21 protein-coding genes are annotated in these 21,860 nt (G+C 34.3%); 14 read left to right on the forward strand and 7 right to left on the reverse strand.

From position 1 onward, the window contains the following. The first annotated feature begins 35 nt into the window (after positions 1 to 35). The 10 genes from BT156_RS03975 (at position 36) to BT156_RS04020 (ending at position 10,119) form a co-directional block, all read left to right on the forward strand. A complete protein-coding gene (locus BT156_RS03975; protein WP_072407398.1) occupies positions 36 to 950 on the forward strand; it encodes a dimethylarginine dimethylaminohydrolase family protein in 915 nt (304 codons plus the stop codon). A gap of 61 nt (positions 951 to 1,011) precedes the next feature. Further along, positions 1,012 to 1,935 carry a citrulline utilization hydrolase CtlX gene (gene ctlX, locus BT156_RS03980; protein ID WP_072407400.1) on the forward strand — a complete coding sequence of 308 codons (924 nt, stop codon included), beginning with the start codon at positions 1,012 to 1,014 and terminating at the stop codon, positions 1,933 to 1,935. 24 nt (positions 1,936 to 1,959) lie between these two features. Beyond that, positions 1,960 to 2,319, forward strand: coding sequence for an S-adenosylmethionine decarboxylase family protein (locus BT156_RS03985; RefSeq protein ID WP_072407402.1), 360 nt, complete (start codon positions 1,960 to 1,962; stop codon positions 2,317 to 2,319). 3 nt (positions 2,320 to 2,322) lie between these two features. Further along, positions 2,323 to 3,783 carry a DUF4178 domain-containing protein gene (locus tag BT156_RS03990; protein ID WP_072407404.1) on the forward strand — a complete coding sequence of 487 codons (1,461 nt, stop codon included), beginning with the start codon at positions 2,323 to 2,325 and terminating at the stop codon, positions 3,781 to 3,783. 3 nt (positions 3,784 to 3,786) lie between these two features. Next, complete coding sequence (locus BT156_RS03995) at positions 3,787 to 3,981, forward strand: hypothetical protein (protein ID WP_083582280.1); 195 nt, start codon at positions 3,787 to 3,789, stop codon at positions 3,979 to 3,981. Between the two features lie 12 nt (positions 3,982 to 3,993). Next, on the forward strand, positions 3,994 to 4,209 hold the full coding sequence (locus BT156_RS04000) for a DUF350 domain-containing protein (protein WP_072407406.1): 216 nt from the start codon (positions 3,994 to 3,996) through the stop codon (positions 4,207 to 4,209). Further along, positions 4,202 to 5,716: a polyamine aminopropyltransferase gene (locus BT156_RS04005; RefSeq protein ID WP_072407408.1), complete on the forward strand. Its 1,515-nt coding sequence runs from the start codon at positions 4,202 to 4,204 to the stop codon at positions 5,714 to 5,716. Before BT156_RS04000 ends, BT156_RS04005 begins: the two co-directional genes overlap by 8 nt. Next, a complete protein-coding gene (locus BT156_RS04010; protein ID WP_083582281.1) occupies positions 5,691 to 7,280 on the forward strand; it encodes an NAD(P)/FAD-dependent oxidoreductase in 1,590 nt (529 codons plus the stop codon). Before BT156_RS04005 ends, BT156_RS04010 begins: the two co-directional genes overlap by 26 nt. After that, entirely contained in the window at positions 7,277 to 8,302 is a 1,026-nt protein-coding gene (locus tag BT156_RS04015; protein ID WP_072407411.1) for a hypothetical protein, read from the forward strand. The genes BT156_RS04010 and BT156_RS04015 overlap by 4 nt, the downstream gene beginning before the upstream one ends. Positions 8,303 to 8,361: 59 nt before the next feature. Further along, positions 8,362 to 10,119, forward strand: a complete 1,758-nt coding sequence (locus BT156_RS04020; protein WP_072407413.1) for a discoidin domain-containing protein — start codon at positions 8,362 to 8,364, stop codon at positions 10,117 to 10,119. A 14-nt stretch (positions 10,120 to 10,133) separates the two neighbouring features. Here BT156_RS04020 and BT156_RS04025 read toward each other — a convergent pair whose 3' ends face one another. The 6 genes from BT156_RS04025 to recJ form a co-directional block, all read right to left on the reverse strand. Further along, the gene (locus BT156_RS04025; protein ID WP_072407415.1) at positions 10,134 to 11,024 is read right to left on the reverse strand and encodes an alpha/beta hydrolase; all 891 of its coding nucleotides are present in this window, start codon (positions 11,022 to 11,024) and stop codon (positions 10,134 to 10,136) included. A 78-nt stretch (positions 11,025 to 11,102) separates the two neighbouring features. Further along, complete coding sequence (locus BT156_RS04030; protein WP_072407417.1) at positions 11,103 to 13,415, reverse strand: TonB-dependent receptor domain-containing protein; 2,313 nt, start codon at positions 13,413 to 13,415, stop codon at positions 11,103 to 11,105. Between the two features lie 242 nt (positions 13,416 to 13,657). Continuing rightward, on the reverse strand, positions 13,658 to 13,996 hold the full coding sequence (locus BT156_RS04035; protein ID WP_072407419.1) for a DUF3817 domain-containing protein: 339 nt from the start codon (positions 13,994 to 13,996) through the stop codon (positions 13,658 to 13,660). 83 nt (positions 13,997 to 14,079) lie between these two features. Further along, positions 14,080 to 14,664, reverse strand: a complete 585-nt coding sequence (gene nadD / locus BT156_RS04040) for a nicotinate (nicotinamide) nucleotide adenylyltransferase (protein WP_066752785.1) — start codon at positions 14,662 to 14,664, stop codon at positions 14,080 to 14,082. A 27-nt stretch (positions 14,665 to 14,691) separates the two neighbouring features. Then, complete coding sequence (locus BT156_RS04045) at positions 14,692 to 15,057, reverse strand: four helix bundle protein (protein ID WP_072407421.1); 366 nt, start codon at positions 15,055 to 15,057, stop codon at positions 14,692 to 14,694. 30 nt (positions 15,058 to 15,087) lie between these two features. Next, positions 15,088 to 16,800, reverse strand: a complete 1,713-nt coding sequence (gene recJ / locus BT156_RS04050) for a single-stranded-DNA-specific exonuclease RecJ (protein ID WP_072407423.1) — start codon at positions 16,798 to 16,800, stop codon at positions 15,088 to 15,090. A 207-nt stretch (positions 16,801 to 17,007) separates the two neighbouring features. Here recJ and BT156_RS04055 point away from each other — a divergent pair, with 207 nt between their 5' ends. From BT156_RS04055 to BT156_RS04065, 3 genes are all read left to right on the forward strand, one after another. Continuing rightward, on the forward strand, positions 17,008 to 17,724 hold the full coding sequence (locus tag BT156_RS04055; protein WP_072407425.1) for a ferritin-like domain-containing protein: 717 nt from the start codon (positions 17,008 to 17,010) through the stop codon (positions 17,722 to 17,724). A gap of 26 nt (positions 17,725 to 17,750) precedes the next feature. Then, complete coding sequence (locus BT156_RS04060; RefSeq protein WP_072407427.1) at positions 17,751 to 18,560, forward strand: ferritin-like domain-containing protein; 810 nt, start codon at positions 17,751 to 17,753, stop codon at positions 18,558 to 18,560. A gap of 107 nt (positions 18,561 to 18,667) precedes the next feature. After that, on the forward strand, positions 18,668 to 19,480 hold the full coding sequence (locus tag BT156_RS04065) for a M48 family metalloprotease (RefSeq protein WP_072407429.1): 813 nt from the start codon (positions 18,668 to 18,670) through the stop codon (positions 19,478 to 19,480). 82 nt (positions 19,481 to 19,562) lie between these two features. Here BT156_RS04065 and BT156_RS04070 read toward each other — a convergent pair whose 3' ends face one another. Then, positions 19,563 to 21,185: an ABC-F family ATP-binding cassette domain-containing protein gene (locus BT156_RS04070; protein ID WP_072407430.1), complete on the reverse strand. Its 1,623-nt coding sequence runs from the start codon at positions 21,183 to 21,185 to the stop codon at positions 19,563 to 19,565. Positions 21,186 to 21,381: 196 nt separating this feature from the next. Between BT156_RS04070 and smpB the strand changes: the two genes are divergently transcribed. Beyond that, positions 21,382 to 21,840, forward strand: a complete 459-nt coding sequence (smpB, locus tag BT156_RS04075) for an SsrA-binding protein SmpB (RefSeq protein ID WP_072407432.1) — start codon at positions 21,382 to 21,384, stop codon at positions 21,838 to 21,840. Positions 21,841 to 21,860 lie beyond the last annotated feature (20 nt).

The raw sequence follows: 21,860 nt of genomic DNA on the forward strand, positions 1-21,860 counted from the left end.
CCTTTACTTATATTTGTAGTATTGCATAAATCTTTATGAAACTAAACATTAAAAACGAAACGGGAAGGCTGAAATCAGTAGTTTTAGGCCAGCCCAATTCAATGGGACCTGTTCCCACGCTTGAGGAAAGTTATGACGCCAAGTCATATTACTCGATCGAAAACAACATGTATCCCAAAGAAGAGGATATCATCAATGAAATGAATGCTTTTGAAGCTGTTTTGAAAAAATATGACGTAGAAGTTCTGCGTCCGAGTATCATTAAAGATTACAATCAGGTTTTCGCAAGAGATGTAGCTTTTGTGATCGACGATAAAATGATCATTTCAAATGTGATCGCAGACAGAGCCGATGAGCAGGAAGCTTACAAAAATGTTTACGAAAAAGTAGCATGGAGAAAAATCATCAACCTTCCGGAAACTGCTCACATTGAAGGCGGTGACGTGATCGTTTGGGACGATTTTCTTTTCATTGGAACATGTTTCAGTGAAGATTACAGAAATTATAAAACAGCCAGAACAAATGAATACGCGATTGAAATTTTAAAAGAATATTTTCCAAAAAAGAGAATTATCGATTTAGAATTAAAGAAAAACGACAGAATTCCATATGAAGGAATTCTGCACTTAGATTGTACATTCAACCCGATCGGGAAAGATAAATGCATCATTTACAAAAACGGTTTTGTGGATGAAAGCGATTACCGCCTGATCATTGATATTTTCGGTGAAGAAAACTGTTTCCACGTTACAGACGAAGAAATGTTTGAAATGTTCCCGAATATTTTCTCAATCTCTCCTGAAATTGTAGTTTCAGACCAAACATTCACAAGAATGAACAATCACCTGAGAAACGAGTGGGGAATGACGGTTGAAGAAATTCCTTACAGAGAAATTTCTAAAATGGGAGGTCTTTTACGTTGTTCAACGATGCCACTTGTTAGAGAGTAGGATTTTAGGGTTTGAGAGTTTTTTTAATCTTTCAATCTTTTAATTTTTAAATCAAAGAAAAATGCAGACAACAGATACAGTATTAATGATAGAGCCGATTGCATTCGGTTACAATGCAGAAACGGCGGAAAACAATTATTTTCAGGTTGAACAGAAAGGTTCTGATATTCAATCTAAGGCTTTGGCAGAATTTAATATTTTCGTTGAGAAATTAAGAAGCAAAGGAATCAATGTGATCACTGTAAAAGACACAATAGATCCTCACACGCCGGATTCAATTTTCCCGAATAACTGGGTAAGTTTTCACAAAGACGGAAAAGTGGTTTTATATCCGATGTTCGCTTCCAACAGAAGAGTGGAAAGAAGAGAAGATATTATTGAAACGATCAAAGAACAGGGTTTTGAGGTTTCTGAAATTGATGACTGGTCTTTACCGGAAATTCAGGGTCATTTCTTAGAAGGTACGGGAAGTATGATTTTCGACCACGACAATAAACTGGCTTATGGGTCAGTTTCTTTAAGATTGGATGAAAGATTGTTCAGAGAATTTTGTGATAAATATGGTTTCACACCTGTTGTTTTCCATTCTTTTCAGACAGTAGGTTCGGAAAGACTTCCGATTTATCATACCAATGTTATGATGTGTGTGGCAGATAAATTCGTTGTAATTTGTCTGGACTGCATCGATAATGAATTGGAAAGAAGCAAAGTCATTGAAACGATCAAAAATTCAGGAAAAGAAATTATTGAAATCTCAGAAGGACAAATGCAGCAGTTTGCAGGAAATATGCTCCAGGTTCAAAATAAAGATGGCGAAAAATTTTTAGTGATGAGCCAGACTGCATTTAAATCTTTAAACGAAAATCAGGTTTCAGCTATTGAAAAATACTGTGAGATCATTTATTCGGATTTAAATACAATCGAGGTAAATGGAGGTGGAAGCGCACGTTGCATGCTTGCCGAAGTTTTCTTGCCAAAAAAATAATATATTTGCGGAAAATATAAATAATTGAAATCACTAAGCAATAAAGGCTTACATATTCTTCTGACTTTGGAAACAGAGTCAGAAGCTTTATTATTAGACAGCGCAGGTTTTCTGAAATACATAGAGCATATTTTAGAAACAAAAGAGGTGGAAATTGTCGGGATAACGGAGCATGTTTTTGAAAATAACAGTTTTACGTCAGCAGTTTGTCTAAAAGAATCGCATTTGTGCATTCATACCTGGCCGGAATTTAAGGAACTTACTTTCGATGTTTTTCTTTGTAATTATACACAGAATAATACGCAAAAAGTAGAACAGATTGCTGATGAGGTCATTCAGTATTTTGATGCTAAAATCATACAAAAACACAAAATTGAAAGATAAAAAATGCATTACATTTGTCCTATCTGTAAAACCGAAAACAAGCTCGAAACCTCATTTTCTATTGAGGAATACATTTGTATATCATGTTCCAATCTTATTGATGTTGATAAAAATTTTTCCAGACAAATTGTAAAAAAGCCGATTGAGAATGTAGTTCTGGAAATAGGGCAAAAAGGAATCATAGATTATATAGAATACACCGTAGTTGCTATTGTCGTTCGTAAATATGGTTCTGCCACTTATTGGCGAGAATATTATTTAAAAGATTATAAAAATAATGATGCTTTTTTAAGTGAAAGCGATGGGCATTGGGTTTTCTTACATCCGATTCATGCTGAAGATGTGAAGAAAAAGGAACGTTCCAAAGTTGTACAGCTACAAACGAGAAATTACCGTTGGTATGAAACAACTCAGTGTACCATTCATGCTTCAGCAGGTTTTTTTGAAGATAAGCTCAATTTTAATATTGCCAGCTATAAAGAATATGTAAATGGGACGAATATGGTTTCTGAGGAACAGTCGGGAGGTTATACTCAGTATTTTGCCGGAAAACATATTTCTAAACGTATCATTAAAAAAACATTTACAATTTCTCATATGCCAAATTATTCCGGAATTGGAATTGTTCAGCCTTATTATATCAATATAAAGCAATTGATAAATGTTCTGGGAATTGCAGCACTCTTAATTTGTTTATTACAGCTTTATGTTTATTCATCACGAACAAATACTTCTGTTTTTCAGGATACAATTAAGTTTAGAGATGTGAAAAATAAGGAAATGGTTTCTAAAAGTTTCACGCTTTCCGGAGGCTCAGCGCCTTTGAAGATCAATGCACATTCTGAAGTGGATAATTCATGGGCAAATCTTCAGCTAAGTCTTGTAAATGAAGATACAAACGAGGCTGTTTTTGCATCTAAAGACATAGAAGAATACTCCGGGTATGAGGATGGAGAAGCTTGGAGAGAAGGTAAAACTACCGAAGAATTTAATATTTGCGGAGTTTCTCCCGGAAAATATCATCTAGTACTTTCTGCTGAATCTCAACAGTCAACAGGAGCAATATTAACTTCCGGTTCTGATACAGGTTTAACCATAACCAAAGAAGCTTCAGGGATTGTAAATGTATTGGACAACAGTACAAAACAAACTGTTTCATTTGGCGATGTAAAAACATTGGAAAAAGACTCAAGCGATATGGGAAAATTGGTAAAACAGGTTTTCCTCAATAAAAATTTAGATTCTCTTTTAAGCATAAATCCGGTCGTTCAGTCATCGCCGGCAAATGTGGTGGACGGAAGTTCAATAGATATAAATGCAACCTGGTTCCCTGTTTCCTTCTGGAATTTTGGGATTATTCTTTTACTAATGGTCATTTTCTTTATAATTTGCTACTGGGGAAGACATCTTTTCAATGTTTCAAAATGGAATAACAGTTCAAATTCACCTTATCCAAAATCTTAGCATATGGCAAATATTTTAAACTATATAAAAGAAAATTGGCTGATCCTTTTAATAGGAAGTATATTTCTTGGCGGGTTTACTTATCTTACGTATGCGGGAAATCAGCTTTGCGATTGCGAAAAAACAGAAACCTACCGCGACGGAACTACAAGAAGCCATTCTTCCGGAAGAGGATTTTACAGATACTATCACAAATAAAAATAAACTATTATGGAAAATATAAACTTTCTGCCGATTATCAATTCCGTTTTATATTCATTTCTGGGAATTATAATTTTACTGATCTGCTATTTTATTCTGGAAAAAATAACACCCGAAAAAACATGGTATGAGATTTCTCAAAACAAAAATACAGCATTGGCAATTGTTTTCGGAGCTTTCATTATCGGGATTTCTATCATCATAGGAGCAGCAATTCATGGATAGAAAACGACTGTCCTTAGAAATTCTTCTCTTATCATCAGTTTTTGTAATCGCAACCTGCGGACTTATTTACGAGTTGGTTGCGGGAGCCTTGGCTAGTTATCTCTTGGGAGATTCTGTAAAACAGTTTTCTTTCATTATCGGGGTATATCTTTTTTCGATGGGCGTTGGTTCTTATTTAGCTAAATTTATCAAAGGAAGCTTAATAGATAAATTCATAGAAATTGAGATCCTTGTCGGTATTGTCGGCGGAATAAGTTCTGTGGTGCTTTTCCTTTTATTCAATACAGTTGGGCATTTTGAGTGGGCTTTATACCTGTTTGTTTTTTCAACGGGATGTTTAGTTGGTCTGGAAATTCCTTTGCTGATGAATATTCTGAAAGATAAAGTTCAGTTTAAAGATTTAGTTTCCAATGTTTTTGCATTTGATTATGTTGGGGCTTTATTGGCTTCAATCCTTTTTCCATTGGTTTTAATTCCGAATCTGGGAATCATTAAAACACCATTGTTTTTTGGCTTAATTAATATTTCTATCGCTATTTTTCTCTGTTTTTATTTGAAAAATGATTTGGTAAAGCCTTTTTCATTAAAAATAAAATCGATAGGAGCTTTTTTATTATTGCTTGTTTTATTTATATTTTCAGATAAAATTTTAGCCTTTTCTGAAGAGAAATTATACGGTGAAAACATCGTTTATGCTAATAATTCGCCCTACCAAAGGATTGTTTTGACGAGAAACAGTAATGAATTTCGATTATATTTAAACAATAACTTGCAGTTTTCATCGACAGACGAATACCGTTATCATGAAGCGTTAGTTCATCCTGCAATGTCTATGGCAAAGAAGGTTGATCATGTTTTGATTTTAGGTGGTGGAGATGGTTTTGCAGTCCGCGAAGTATTAAAATACAAAGATGTAAAAGATATTACACTCGTTGATCTGGACGGAGAAATGACCCAATTTTTCAAGGACAATGAAACTATGAAAAAGTTGAATCAAAGCTCACTTTCCAATCCAAAATTGAAAGTTATTAACATGGATGCTTATGTTTGGGTAAAAAATTCAACTCAAAAATATGATGTCATTATTATCGACTTTCCGGATCCGTCCAATTACAGTTTAGGAAAATTATACTCGTTACAGTTTTATAAAGAATTAAAAAATCTGACGACCCAAAATACAAGAATTGTTGTACAGACAACATCACCTTATTTTGCTCCGAAGTCTTTCTGGTGCATTCAGAAAACATTGAATCAGATATTTCCTTTTGTTCAGGCCTATCATACGTATGTTCCGTCTTTTGGGGAATGGGGATATTGTATGGCCTCAAATGATTCAATTAATAATCATGTGATGAGAAAACTTCCGGGTTTAAGGTTTTATGATTATAATTTTTCGCAGATGAGCTATTTCAGTAAAGATATGATGGCGAAAGAGGTGGAGGTTAACAGATTGGATAATCAAATCTTAGTAAGATATTTTGATGAAGAGTGGGGAAAAGTACAATAGAAAAGAGTTTCTGACAACCCTTTTTTGGGGTGGAATCGCGCTGTCCTTTTTACAGTATTGCGAAAAGAAAACAAAATCATTTTTACTTAAAATTACCGGAACAAACTCTGTTTTAGGGCACCGTTTATGGGCAAAAGATTTCCCTAAACCTTCGGAAGAAATTAAAATTAAATTTTTAATTGTCGGTGGCGGAATTTCCGGGCTGTCGGCTTGTCGATTTTTTAGCAAAAACAATGAAAATGATTATCTCTTACTGGAAATGGAAAATCATTTAGGCGGAAATTCATCAAACGGAGAAAATAAATTTTCAAAATTCCCTTTAGGCGCTCACTATTTACCGTTACCTAATAAAGAAAATATAGAGATCATCGAATTTTTGAAAGAAATTGGAATTTATCAGGGAGATGATGAAAATGGTGAACCGATTTTAGATGAATATCAAATGACTTTTCCACAGCAGGAAAGATTATTCTATAAAAATTCTTGGCAAAATGATATTGTTCCCCAAAAAGGAATTTCCACAGAAACTCAAGAGGAATTTGACCGGTTTTTTAAAATGATGGATGATTTTCGTGAGAAAAAAGACTCCAAAGGAAATTATTACTTTGCCATTCCGGTTGAAGATTCCAGTTTTGAAGAACCTGATTTTGTGCAAATGGAAAAAATGCGATTTAAAAGTTTTCTCGCTACCCATAATTTTAAATCAGAAGAGCTTCTTTGGCTGCTCGATTATTCCTGTCGGGATGATTACGGTTTGGGAATCGACTATGTTTCGGCTTGGGCGGGAATCCATTATTTTGCAGGGAGAAAAAACAATTGGAGCAAAACATATAAAGATCAGGTTTTCACCTGGCCGGAGGGAAATGCAAGATTATCCGAGCACCTTTCAAAATGTACAAAGGATAAAAATTTAGTTGATCATTTGGTTTTTGATGTAAAATTTAATGAAAATCATGTTGAGGTTTTAAGTTTCGATAACAATCAGAAAAAAACAAAAAAAATTATCGCTGAAAAAGTTCTTTTTGCAACGCCACAATTTGTCAATGAAAGGATTTTTAACAATAAAAGAGCTGAAAACTTCAATTATGTTCCGTGGTTTTTAACGACGATCACGCTTAAAAATGAATTTGGAGGCGACAATGAACTGGCTTGGGATAATGTGATTTACGGTTCGGATGGTTTGGGTTATATTTATGATCAGCATCAAAATATTGGTCAAAATGTTGGCGAAAAAGTGATCACTTATTACAGAAGTTTTTCTACTGATAATTGTAAAAAAGCCAGAAGAAAATTATATTCGATGAAGGAAGCTGAACTTAAAGATTTAGTTTTAAATGATCTTAAAAAAGCACATCCTTTGATCGATGAATATATTATTGAAATGCAATTTCACAAAATCGGACATGCGATGATTGCTCCGGTTCCTAATCAGATTTTTGGAAACTCTGCAGCAAAACAACCGATTGATAATAAAATTTTCTTCGCTCATTCAGACTTATCAGGAATTTCAATTTTTGAAGAAGCCTTTTATCAGGGCTGGAGAACTGCAAAAAAGATGTTATGAAGCAACCTTGGATACATAACGCAAAAACAGACGGTTGGTTTATTTTATCACTACCTTTTCTAATTTTGCTGATTATTTTTCTCTTTCAAAAACAAATTCAGGGATTGGAAAATCATTATTCTTTCTACACTTGGCTGTTTTTGATTGTTTTTGTGGATGTTGCGCACGTTTATTCTACATTATTTAAAACCTATTTTGTAAAAGAGGAAGTTCGAAAAAGGAAATTATTGTACTACGGAATTCCTGTTTTGAGCTGGCTTTTAGGTGTGATTTTATATCAATTCGGGAGTTTAATATTCTGGTCAGTTTTGGCTTTGATCGCAGTTTTTCATTTTATCAGGCAGCAGTATGGTTTTATGAGGATTTATGCCAGATTTGAACCTAATAATTTCAGAAAAAAAATAGATGAGGTTGCAGTTTATTCAGCGACGATTTTTCCGATGCTGTATTGGTTTAAAACACCAAGAGCTTTTACATGGTTTGTTGAAAACGAATTTTATTGGTTTAATAATTTTCCGGATTATATTAATTTCATCACCATAATTTACTTCATTATTTTGTTCGTTTGGATCATCAAAACGGTCGTAGAAATCTTTCAAACAAAATCTTTCAACATTCCCAAAGTTGCATTGATTACAGGAACTTATCTTTCATGGTATTTTGGGATCGTATATTTTAATAATGATTTGGTCTTTACTTTTTTAAATGTAATTTCTCACGGAATACCTTACATTGCTCTTATCTATATAGGAGAAATTAAACAAAAAGAAACTTCACAACTCAATAGATTTTCAATTTTTAAATCAACTTCCGGAATTTTTTTATTTATCGCTGTGATTGTTGGATTTGCTTTTTTTGAGGAATTTTTATGGGAGATTTTAATTTGGAACGAACATTTTTCATTGAATATTAATATTTCATTAAATTGGTTTCAATTCGTAGTCCCGTTGCTAGTTGTTCCTCAGTTAACGCACTATCTTTTAGACGGGTTCATTTGGAGAAAACCTAAAAAAATCATTTAACTTTGTAAAAATTCAATTTAAAATAATATTTATTAACCGGGATGAACTAAAAAGTGCTTATGAAAACGAAAATTATGCTATTGATGGCGCTATTGCCATTCTTTTTTATCAATGCTCAGCAAAAAACATTCTGTAACCCGATCAATATTGATTACGGATATACGCCGTTCAAGAATTTTTCGAATCAAGGGAAACACCGTGCAACAGCTGATCCGGTGATCGTTAATTTTAAAAATAAATTATTCCTTTTTTCAACCAATCAGGAAGGATATTGGTACAGTGACGATATGCTGGATTGGAAATTTGTGAAAAGAAAATTCCTTAGAGACAACAAATACACTCACGATCTTAACGCACCAGCAGTTTGGGCGATGAAAGACACTTTGTATGTCTATGGCTCAACCTGGGAACAGGATTTCCCGATCTGGAAAAGTACAAACCCGACAAAAGACGACTGGCATATTGCTGTCGACACCTTAAAAGTTGGTGCTTGGGATCCTGCTTTTCATTATGATGAGGATAAAAATAAACTGTATTTATATTGGGGCTCAAGCAACGAATGGCCTTTGTTAGGTACCGAAGTTAAAGTGAAAAATTTACAGTCTGAAGGTTTTGTGAAACCTATTTTAAGATTGAAACCAGAAGATCACGGTTGGGAACGTTTCGGAGAATATAATGACAATGTTTTCTTGCAACCCTTTGTAGAAGGTGCTTGGGTGACAAAACATAATGGAAAATATTATATGCAGTACGGTGCTCCGGCAACAGAATTCAGTGGATATTCTGACGGGGTGTATGTTAGTAAAAATCCTTTGGAAGGTTACGAATATCAGCAACACAATCCGTTTTCTTATAAACCGGGAGGTTTTGCGAGAGGTGCGGGGCACGGAGCAACTTTTGAAGATAATTTCAAAAACTGGTGGCACGTTTCAACGATTTTTATTTCAACAAAAAATAATTTTGAAAGAAGACTGGGGATCTGGCCTGCCGGATTTGATAAAGACGATGTAATGTACACCAATACGGCTTATGGTGATTATCCTACCTTTCTTCCGCAATATGCTCAGGGGAAAGATTTTTCTAAAGGATTATTTGCAGGCTGGATGTTGTTGAATTACGATAAACCTGTTCAGGTTTCATCTACTTTGGGTGGTTATCATTCAAACAATGCGGTGGATGAAGATATCAAGACCTATTGGAGCGCAAAAACAGGAAACTCAGGAGAGTGGTTTCAAACAGATTTAGGAGAACTTTCTACGATCAATGCCATTCAGATTAATTATGCGGATCAGGATGTTGAGTTTATGGGTAAAACTTTAGGCAAAATGCATCAGTATAAAATTTATGGCTCAGACGATGGTAAAAAATGGAATGTGATTGTTGATAAAAGCAAAAATACCAAAGATGTTCCTCACGATTATGTAGAATTGGAAAAACCTGCCAAAGCAAGATTCCTGAAAATGGAAAACTTAAAAATGCCGACAGGAAAATTTGCATTAAGCGGTTTCAGAGTATTCGGAAAAGGAGATGGTGCAAAACCTGCAAAGGTTGAAAACTTTGTTCCTTTGAGAGCTGATGCTAAAAAATTTGGTGAAAGAAGAAGCATCTGGATGAAGTGGCAGCAAAATCAGGATGCAGACGGATATGTGATCTACTGGGGAAAATCTCCGGATAAATTATACGGAAGCATCATGGTGTACGGAAAGAATGAATATTTCTTTACCGGAGCAGACAGAGTAGATTCTTATTATTTCCAGATCGAAGCTTTTAACGCGAATGGTATTTCGGAAAGAACGGAAGTTGTAAAATCAGAATAAAATTTAAAGTATATTTATTTCCAACCCTCAGAATTAGTTTCTGAGGGTTTTTTCTGGTCTATTTTTTTCAAAAACGCATCAATTTTAGTCATTAAAAAAGAGGCATTATTTTCCTTGTCCCAATCGAGATGTCCGCCATTGAATTCGAAAGATTCATTAACGATCTTGTTTTTATTTAAAAGAGAATCTAATATTTTCTTTTGAGATAACGGGATGATCTGATCGCTATTTCCATAATAAGAAAATGTTGGAACTGAGGTGCTGTTTATCCAATGTGCCGGACTGGCAAAATTCATCATAGATATGTTTGACGAAAGGCTTTTAGGATCAATTAAATATTTTTCAACAAAAGAATAATCCGTATATTTTTTAAAATTGGGATCAGACAAATCGGATGGCCCAACAATATTGATCACTGCTTTTACTTTTTTAGCCCGATCAAATTTGTAAGCATAAAGCATGGATAAATGTCCGCCTGCGCTGTTTCCTAAAAGAATAAATTTAGGCTTATAGTGTAATGTTTTTTCTAAATAGAGCATCGCATTGTTGATGTCATCGGTCTGATTTGGGATTGCAAAGCGTGAAGTTGAAGCCAATCGATAATCAATATTAGCAAAAATATGATTCGGGAATTTCTGCATCATTGATAAAGTAAAGAATGATAAATGAGATTTTTCTCCGCCACGCCATCCGCCGCCATGTATGATGATAAAAATATCAGGTTTAGAATTTAAACTGTTTTTCGGAATGTAAAGATCCATTTTCTGTTCTGAATCTTTGCTGTAAGAAATGTTTTCCTCACTTTCAAAAGAAACTTCTTTACCGAGATTTATCGTTTTTTTCCTGCAGCTTGTAGTGAGAAGCAACATAAAGAGACATCCGAAAATTAGAATTAAATTTTTCATAGATACTAAAGATAAAAAACTCGCTGATTTCTCAACGAGTTTCTGTACAAAATAATTTATATGAAGAATGATTGTTTTCTATCTTGTTCTGCTTTTGATGGCGTCAGAAGCACCTTCGATGTCCCTTACTTTTTTCACTTTCTGGTTTCCGAAGTTATAAGTAATGCTCACGGTTACGCCTCTTCTGAACTGGTCATTTTTTACGTAATTGTAATTTCCGTTGTCTTGGTAATCTTCAATTTCAACAACGTTTGTTCTAAATACATCGCTTACGTTTACGGCGAATGTCCAGTCGTTCCAGTTTTTCTTTAAACTTAAATCTAGGCTCATTAGGTCTTTCAACATTCCAAGTTCGATTTGTTGTTTGTCTACATAGAAATAATTTACGCCTAAGAACCAAGTTTTCTTTTTGTCTAAACGAATCGTGTTATTGGTTTGAATAACAATACTCGTAGAACGTATTTTATTTTCATAAGTAGGGAAAACATCTCCTGAAGTTGGGTCAACACTTAAGCTTCCGTTATTAATATTATGTTGAAGACCAATGTTGAAATTAGCTGTTAAGTATTGTTTAAAGAATGTTTTCTGAATACCTAACATTGCAGACATTTCCTGCTTATCTCCAAAATTGGTGCGGATATATCTAAGTTGTTTGTGAGGATCCATAATGGGTTGATTGTTTTCGTCTAAAACAGGATTTCCCATTTCATCCAGTCTTTTTTTCAAAATATCTCGCTGTAATGGCACTTGGGTAATTACATCTTTATATAATGAATGATTTAATATCAGGAAATAAGAACTGTTAAACATATACGTTAATTCCTGGTTGTAGGTAGAAGATGCTTTTACAAAAGGGTTGTTTTGAGTATAATTATCTTCTGTCAGGATATTTCTTACAGGATTTATTTCCCAGAAACTAGGTCTTCTCATTCTGCTGGAAAAAGCATAGGAAATATTATTTTTATCATTGATTGCATAATTAAAACTTACATAAGGCAATAAGTTATTATACTTTCTTTCAATTCTTTGAAGATCAGGAGTGGCTGCGTTGTCCGATGTTCCTACACTGTTTGTGATTTCATATCTCGCGCCCACTTTTCCTGAAAACTTATCGTTAAATTTCTTTTCAAGCGTTAAATAAAGTCCGTAGATATTTTCATTATAAACAAAGTGATTGGGTGTTGGTGTATTTGTTATGCCTTGTAAATTTCCGAATTTATCGTAAACATAATCAAGAGTATTATTTTTTGTATCGTTATTTGTTTTTGTCTTGTTATAATTTCCTCCGACAGATACCGTGAAATCATTTTTGAATTTTTTGATGTAATCAACAGTACCTGAAAAGTTATTGATGACTTGTGGAAGATCCTGAAATGTCTGTTTTCCCAATCTTATATCATTGCCGTAAACATCAGAAAGGATTGTTCTGTTATCTGTAAACTGAAATCTTTTATAGTTTAAGTAAGCAGCATTAATGTTCAATTTGCTTCCTAAAGAATCGGTTTTCAGTTCATAGTTTAGATTGACTGAATTATTATAAGATCTTGCATCTTCTTTGTTTCTGGATCTTGTGTAGTTCATAACGTAATCGTCATTCTTTTTGTCGTAAGATCTGGTTGTATTAAATAAATCTACTGTAGAATTATAACTTTTATTAGCCCAAGTATTCCAAGATAAAGCTAGATTGCTGTTGTCATTTAATTGATAATCAACATTTAAATAACCTCCAAGATTTTTGTTAGGATCATTAATGTCACCTACAGATTCGTTTGAGGATAAATCATTTCCGTTTCTTAAAACATAAGATTGTCCCTGAATATTTTCACCGCCACTCAAATTAGCGCTGATTCCTAATTTATCTTTTCTGTAATTTGCAGAGAAACTCGCATTGCTTCCGTTGAATTTGTTTTGAGAGTTAGACATTCTCATGTTTCCGCTTAAACCATCGCTCATTTTTTTCTTTAAGACAATGTTGATGATTCCGTCTGAAGATTCTACCTGAAATTCACTTCCCGGAACAGTAATCACCTCTATTTTCTGGATGTTTTCTGCTGGCGTATTTTTTAAGAATTGAACCAAAGAATCTGCATCCATATTACTTTTTCTACCGTTGATATAGATTAAAGCATTGTTCTTTCCTGCAATTTTCAACGTTTTATCGTCTGTAGAAGAGAGTAGTGGGGTTTGCTTTAAGATATCGAAGGTTGTATTTCCTTTCGTCACAGGAGAAGCGGCAACATCATACACAAAACGGTCACTTTGTTTTTTGAAAACCTGTTTTGTTAAAGTTACACCTTCTATACTTTTAGTTTTTAAGGTGTCTGATTTTTTTTGCTGTGCGAAGGTCAATCCGCTGAAAAATATGGCTGCGATGAGTATTTGAGTTTTCATGAGAGTAATTTTATGTAGTTAATAGCTTGTATCTGTTATTATTTGATATTGCAAAGATATATAATTAATTTAGTATCTTGCAATACAAAGTAGTAAAAATATTTTCATACTTATTTTAACGTGTTGATTTACAGTGGTTAAAATTTAAATAAAAATTCTGATGTACTTTGATTTTCTACATAATAAGACAACTGTAACAAGGATTTTGTTACAGCGGAATGCGAAATTTTAGAAAAATAATTTTATTCTCTATCGAAACGGGCTAATTTTTTATCAACCCAGATAGTCGCGAAAGGGAAAAAAGCAGACAATAATGCGAAGACAAAATCTTCATCATCCCAATTATAAATTTTTCTTGCCGGAAGACAAAGCAAAAGATAAAGCGTAAAGAAAAGTCCGTGCAAACTTCCTATAACACTTATGAATATGATCGAATATAAATTTTCATCATAACGAATCCAAATCATGGCAATCCCGTATAATAAAACACAGGAAATTGCTTCTGCCACACAGATCTGCTTAAACCATTTAATGATTTTTTCCTGAGAATATTTTGAGAAAATTTTATCGATGAAGTCCATTTCTTGAGTTATGAATGATGAATTATAAGGTATTAATTAAAGCCTAAGCCCTAATTCCTAAAACCTTTTTGCTGTATGCAAATTTACTTATAAAAATTACTACCGTCCAAATAATCAAAAACTTCGGGAGGGAGCATAGGTCTTACGTTTTTACCGTCTTTGATCATCGTTCGGATCTCCGTTGCAGAAAGTTCAATAACCGGAGCTTTGATTAAAGAGATATTCTCGTTTTGCAGATAATCAGAATCTTTTTTCTCTCCATCAAAAACTCTTGGATAAACAATAATATGATGATTTTTGATCAACGTTTCATAGTTTTTCCATTTGTGTAAACTGCTCAGATTATCTTCACCCATAATTAAACTAAAAGAATAGTCCGGATGTTTTTCATGAAGATAAGTCAGGGTATCAATCGTATAACTCGGTTTTGGAAGAGAAAATTCTACATTAGAAGCTCTCATATTTGGGTAATTTTTAATGGAAAGTTGTACCATATCTAATCTGTTATGGTCTTTCAATAAAGATTTTTTATCCTTGAAAGGGTTTTGCGGACTTACCACAAACCACAATTCTTCCATATCTGAATTTTCTAAAATATAATTAGCCAAAATCAGATGCCCAATATGAATTGGATTAAACGAACCGAAAAATAAACCGATCTTTTTCATATTTCATTAGGGTTTAGGAATAAGCTTTTAGGGATTAGGGTTAGTTTGCAGTTTTGAAATTATTGCATTCAACATCTTTGATATTTCCGTTAACTTTTCATTGAGAATTTGAAACTGTTCAAAATTTAAATAATTTAAATTTTTAGAAATAAGTAATTGTGTCTCCGATTCTGCGGAACTTCCACGGGCAATTTTCAAAAATTGAATATAATCTAATTGAGATCTTCTCGAATGTCCTTCAGCAATATTTGACGGGATTGAAATTGAGGAACGACGAATTTGATTCGTAAGACAGTAAATTTCTTCTTTAGGAAAATTCTTTGTACTTGAATAAATATCTGTTACAAACGTTACAGATTTCTGCCAAACAATTAATTCCTTATAATTTCCCATTACTAAAGCCTAATTCCTGTTTCCTAAATCCTAATCCCTAAACTTAACGTCCTTAATATTAAGATAATGCGTAACATTTCCTTTCCAATGATTCTCTTCTAAAGTGAACACAATATCGAAATTTTTATTTTTAAAATCTTCCACAAACTGACCCAATTTGAAGCCAACACATTCGATATTTCGGCCTGTAGATTCCTGTTTTATGTAAAACTTAACGTGATTATTATCTTTTCCCATCGTTTTTACATAACCGGAAAGTTTCTGGTTTTTGATCGCCAAAATAGGTTTCATGTTATGAGGCCCAAATGGCGCTAATTTTCTGTGGAAATTAATAAACTCTCTGTTCACATCATCAATCTGAATCTCAGAATCTATCAGGATAGAAGGTTCTTTCTGATGTTCTTTGATCTTTTCGGCAACAACTTTTTCAAATTTTATTTTGAAAGCATCAAACTTATCTTTTTCCATTGAAAGTCCTGCAGCTGCGTGATGCCCTCCAAATTTTAGGAAATATTCTGAACAGATATCCAACGCTTCATGAACATCAAAATCCGAAACAGATCTCGCAGAAGCTACCATTTCTCCGTTGTTTCCATCGGTGAAAACAAGAGTTGGTTTATAATAGGTTTCAATAAGTCTTGAAGCAACAATTCCGATAACACCTTTGTTCCATTCAGGATGGTAAACAATGGTTGTCAGCTTGCTTTGTTGTTGAGATTCAATAATCTGGTTCAAAGCAGAAAGGGTAGAATTCATATCGAGTTCACGTCTTTCATCGTTGAGGTTCATAATATCACCAACAATCTGGTTAGCGTGTTTCAAATTATCCGAAACCATCAACTGAACAGCAGCTTTTCCATGGGAAATTCTTCCTGCAGCATTGATTTTCGGAGCAATTTCAAAAACAATATTAGAGATCTCGAAATGAGATAATTTATCTTCCGGAATTAATAATCTTAACCCTAGATTTCTCGTTTTTCTAAGAATTTTAAGTCCCATTTTAGCCAAAACCCGGTTTTCGCCGGTCATAGAAACAATATCAGCAGCAATAGAAATTGCCAGAAGATCTGTTAATTCAAATAATTCTGCTTCCGGAAGTTTGTAAATGGTATTTAAACCTTGGCATAATTTAAAACCAACTCCACACCCTGAAAGTTCTTTGAACGGGTATCTGCAGTCGCTTCTTTTTGGGTCTAAAACAGCTACGGCATTCGGAATTTCGTCTCCGGGTAAATGGTGGTCGCAAATGATAAAATCAATATCTAAGCTTTGAGCATAGTTGATCATGTCGAGAGCTTTGATTCCGCAGTCTAAAGCAATAATTAACGAAAACCCGTTTTGCTTGGCGAAATCAATTCCTTCTGTGGAAATTCCGTAACCTTCAGAGTTTCTGTCCGGAATATAAAAATCTAAATATTTTTTCTCAACAATTTTGCTGAGGTATAGGTACATTAAAGCTACGGCAGTAGTTCCATCTACGTCGTAATCTCCGTAAACCATTATTTTTTCTCCGTTTTCGATAGCGTTTGCAATGCGTTCAACAGCCTTTTGCATATCTGCCATTAAGAACGGGCTGTGTATATCGGTAAGATTTGGTTTAAAAAATTCTCTGGCCTTTTGATAATCGTCAATCCCTCTAAGAACGAGGAGTCTAGATTCGAAAGTTCCAAAACCAAGTGACGAACTTAATCCATCCACTATATCCTCATCGGGTTCAGGCCTGTAAATCCATTTTTGACTCATTTCACAAAAATAGTGAAAATTTATTTTAAAAACGAGGAATTGTTATCATAAAAAAAATACTGTAAAATTTAATAATCTTTTGTTTATCAGTGTTTTAGTTGTTTTGTCGAAACTTTTTAAAATAAAATTCAATAAAATTTGAAATAATGAAAACCGAAACAGATTTGTCCTCGTAAGTAACATTATAACACTTAAAAAATTAATATTATGAAAAAAACGATCAGTGTTTCAAACAAAGGTGCCACTTTGGATACCGGAAGACGAAACTTTCTTAAACTTGGGGGTCTTGGTATTGCTATGGCAGGCCTTGCCCTTGTAGGATGTGATGATAATGAGTTTGATTATCAATATATGGATCCAGCCAATAAATTTGATCTCGGAACAGGAGATGTTGGTGTTTTAAACTATGCGTATGCACTTGAACAACTGGAAGCAGATTTTTATACCAAGGTAGTAAACAACTTCTACTCAGGAATTTCTGATGCCGAAAAAACACTTTTTACAGATCTTTATCATCATGAAGTCATTCACAGAGATTTCTTTAAAGCTGCCATCAGCGGAGCTACAACTAATGTATTGCCAACTTTGGAATTTCAGTATCCAAACGTGAATTTCAGTAGCAGAGCTTCAGTTTTAGCTACAGCAAAAGCCTTGGAAGATACAGGTGTAGCTGCTTATAACGGAGCGGGAAAATATATTACAAATCCGGATTATTTAGTCATTGCTGGAAAAATCGTTTCTGTTGAGGCAAGACATGCTTCTGCTATCAGAAATCTGATCAATCCTGGTTCTGCTGATTTTTCAGGGGATGATGTGATCAACGCAAACGGGTTGGATGTTGCTAAAGAGCCAACTGAAATTGTAAGTGTGGCCGGAGGATTCATCAAAACGCCATTTACTTGGAAAGAAAGAGGTATTAGCTAAATTATTCATCTTCAAAATCAACAATTATGAACATTCTTAAATTACTAGATAAGCTTTCTAACGATAAATTTTTCACTACAGAATCATCAAGATTAGAAACTCTTACGAACATATCTTCAATCGGTAAAAAAGCGGCTGTTGCTGCTGTACCATTAGGATTGGGAACTTTAATGGCAACTTCGGCGAAAGCTGAAACCACAACAACTTCAGGTACTTATTTTAAAACTCCGTTAACAGACGCTTTACAGCTGGCTTTAACTTTAGAATATCTTGAAGATGAATATTATGCAAAAGGATTAGGTACCGCAGGTCTTATTCCGAGTGCGGACAAAGTTGTATTTATGCAGATCTCAAAACATGAATCTGCTCATGTTGCCTTTTTGAAAAGTACATTGACTTCTTTAGGGGTAACGCCTGGAGTTAAACCAACTTTCGATTTTACGGTAGGTGGTGCTTTTGCTCCTTTTAGTGATTATAATCAATTCCTTATTCTGGCTCAGGCTTTTGAAGATACCGGAGTTAGAGCTTATAAAGGACAGGCTGGAAATGTGATGTCGAACAAAGCCGTTTTACAGGCAGCTTTGCAGATCCATTCCGTTGAGGCAAGACACGCTTCTCAGGTAAGAAGAATGAGAGCTAATAAAGGCTGGATAGAACTGGCAGATGGTGGAAACATGCCTGCTGCAACCAATGCTGTGTATGCAGGTGAAGGTAATACAAATCAAGCTGGATTCAATACGGCAAACGCTTTTGGCGCAGCTGCAGGTTCTGCTGCTTATGACGAAGTTTTAAGTGGTAGTGACGCAACTACAATTGCATCTTTGTTTATTGTATAAGTGATTTCTTAATATTAGGTGTAAAATCCTTTTTCAGAATTTTCTGGGAAAGGATTTTTCATTTAAAAAATGATATATTCGCCAGACTAAACTTAAAAATTATTACTATGAAAAAAATTATCATCGGTGTGTTTTTATTGGGCACGATTGGTGCTGTCAATGCACAGAAAATTAGTCTTGGAAAAGCGGTGGATGTTGTGTCTAAAGGTTCAAAAGCGCTTACTTTCACGAATGAGGATGCTATAAAATTATCCAAAGAATCAGTAGATTATATGGATAAGAATAATGCTATTGCCGGACCAAAAGATCCTTATACGGTAAGGCTGAACAAACTTTTCGGTAAACATAAGGCTCAGGATGGTCTTAATCTTAACTATAAAGTCTACAAAGTAAAAGATATTAATGCCTTTGCTTGTGCAGACGGAAGTGTGCGTGTTTTTTCTTCTTTGATGGATATTATGACAGATGATGAATTGCTTGCAGTAATTGGTCATGAAATTGGTCATGTTAAAAATCAAGATACGAAGGATGCTATTAAATCTGCTTATTTAAAGGCTGCTGCATTGGATGCAGCTTCTTCGGCTTCAGCTTCTGTCGCGACATTGAATGACAGTCAGGTTGGTAAAATGGCCAATGAATTTCTTGATGCTTCTCACAGTAAAAAACAAGAATCAGAGGCGGATACCTATTCTTATGATTTCATGAAAGCGAATAAATATAATGTTGTGGGAGCTTACACTGCTTTCAAAAAATTAGCATTGCTTTCGGAAGGAAGTACTCAGTCTGGTTTTCAAAAAATGTTTAATTCTCACCCTGACAGCGAGAAAAGAGCTCAGGCTATTAAGAAAAGAGCAGAAAAAGACGGTTTATGGAAAGATCCTGGCGCGGTTACTTTACCAACAGCAAAACTTACGAAATAATTTAAAATTTCTTTTTAAAAATAAAAATTCCTCAAAGTTTACTTTGAGGAATTTTATTATAATTTATTTTGATTCTTAATGATTAAGAATACATTTTCTCTCTTAGTTCCTTGATCTTTTTATCAGCAAGATATTCGTCGTAAGTCATTTCTCTGTCGATAATTCCTTGAGGAGTTAATTCGATGATTCTGTTACAGACCGTTGAAAGCATTTCGTGGTCATGAGATGACAATAGAAGATTTCCTTTAAAGTTAGACAATGAGTTGTTCAATGTTGTAATACTCTCCAAATCTAAGTGGTTGGTAGGTTCATCAAGTAAAAGAACGTTTGCTTTCTGAAGCATCATTCTACTGAACATACATCTCATTTTCTCACCTCCTGATAATACTGTACAAGATTTCAGCGCTTCATCACCAGAGAATAACATTCTTCCCAAGAATCCTCTCATGAATTCTTCGTGGCGCTCTTCATCGTTTTTAGTGAATTGTCTCAACCAGTCTACCAAGCTGATATCTTCCTGGAAGAATTTAGTGTTGTCTAAAGGCATATGAGACTGGTTTGTCGTAACTCCCCAAGCAACAGTTCCTTTATCTGCTTCAGTATTTCCTGCTAGAATTTCGAAAAATTCTGTGATGGCTAAAGAACTTTTAGAAAGTACAGCAACTTTATCTCCTTTTTTAAGGTTTAAGTCTATGTTTGAGAACAATAATTCTCCGTCTTTCGTTTTTTCAAGACCTTTTACATCCAAGATTTGATCTCCTGCTTCTCTTTCCATTTCGAAAATAATTGCCGGATATCTTCTTGAAGAAGGTTTAATATCATCGATGTTTAATTTATCGATCATTTTCTTTCTCGCAGTTGCCTGTTTAGCTTTTGCAACGTTTGAACTAAATCTTGCGATGAAGTCCTGAAGTTCTTTTTTCTTTTCTTCAGCTTTTTTGTTAGCCTGAGCTCTTTGTCTTGTTGCTAATTGAGAAGCTTGATACCAGAAAGAGTAGTTTCCTGTATAAAGGTTTAATTTAGCATAATCTAAATCTCCGATATTTGTACAGACCGTATCCAAGAAGTGACGGTCGTGAGATACAACAATTACTGTATTTTCGTAGTCTGCAAGGAAGTTTTCTAACCAGGCAATTGTTTCAATGTCAAGGTCATTCGTAGGTTCATCCAGAATCAGCACGTCCGGATTTCCAAAGAGAGCCTGAGCCAAAAGAACTTTTACCTTGTCCTGATTTTCAAGTTCACTCATCATCTGCCAGTGCATACCGTCTTTGATACCTACGTTAGAAAGCATCGTCTGTGCATCAGATTCTGAGTTCCAGCCGCCCATTTCATCATAAACTACACCAAGTTCACCTGCTTTGATACCATCTTCATCAGAGAAATCTTCTTTGGCATACAAAGCGTCCATCTCTTCTTTTATTTCAAATAATTTTTTATTTCCTCTTAAAACAGTTTCCAGAACAGTATATTGATCGTATGCAAAGTGATCCTGCTCCAAAACTGACATTCTTTTCCCTGGTTCCAGAGATACGTGTCCTGTTGTTGGATCCTGCTTTCCTGTTAATATTTTAAGGAATGTAGACTTTCCTGCACCATTTGCTCCGATGATTCCGTAGCAGTTTCCTTTTGTAAACATGATGTTTACGTCATCAAAAAGAACTCTTTTCCCGAATTGTAAAGATAAGTTAGATACTGTTAACATATAGTTTTGTAAATTTGGCGCAAAAATACGAAAAGAATTTGGGTATTTCGTAATAATGTAATATTCAAGTTTTTAAATGTGGGGTATTTTTTATATATTTCATTAACGAAATTTAAAAAAGGGGAGCCCTAAAAGGGGTAACCCCGTGTAGGATTGGGTAAGACTCAATTTTAATGTAACTATTAGGAATACTAAAATGAAGATTGAAAAAACAGTCAATATATTAAACAGAAGAGCCAGATTCGAGTATGAATTTATCGAAGAAATGGAAGCAGGTATGGTTTTAACGGGTACTGAAATCAAATCTTTACGCTCTTCGAAAGCCTCTATAACAGAATCGTTCTGTCAGTTTATTAATGGGGAGTTGTACATCATTAATATGATGATTGATGAATATAAATTGGGAACTTTTTATAATCACAAAACAAAAAGGGAACGGAAATTGCTGTTGCACAAAAAAGAATTGCAGAAACTCGAAAAGAAGTTAAAAGATGCAGGAAATACTATAATTCCTCTAAAACTATATATCAATGACCGAGGAAAAGCAAAGGTCTGGATAGCGTTGGGAAGAGGGAAAAAGCTGTATGATAAGAGGGAGAGCATAAAAGATAGAGAAAACAAACGAAATCTGGACAGAATATTAAAGAAAAGTTAAAAATCATTTGAAAAACTTTG

The sequence above is a fragment of the Chryseobacterium limigenitum genome (assembly GCF_900114875.1).
GTDB classification, from domain to species: Bacteria; Bacteroidota; Bacteroidia; order Flavobacteriales; family Weeksellaceae; genus Chryseobacterium; species Chryseobacterium limigenitum.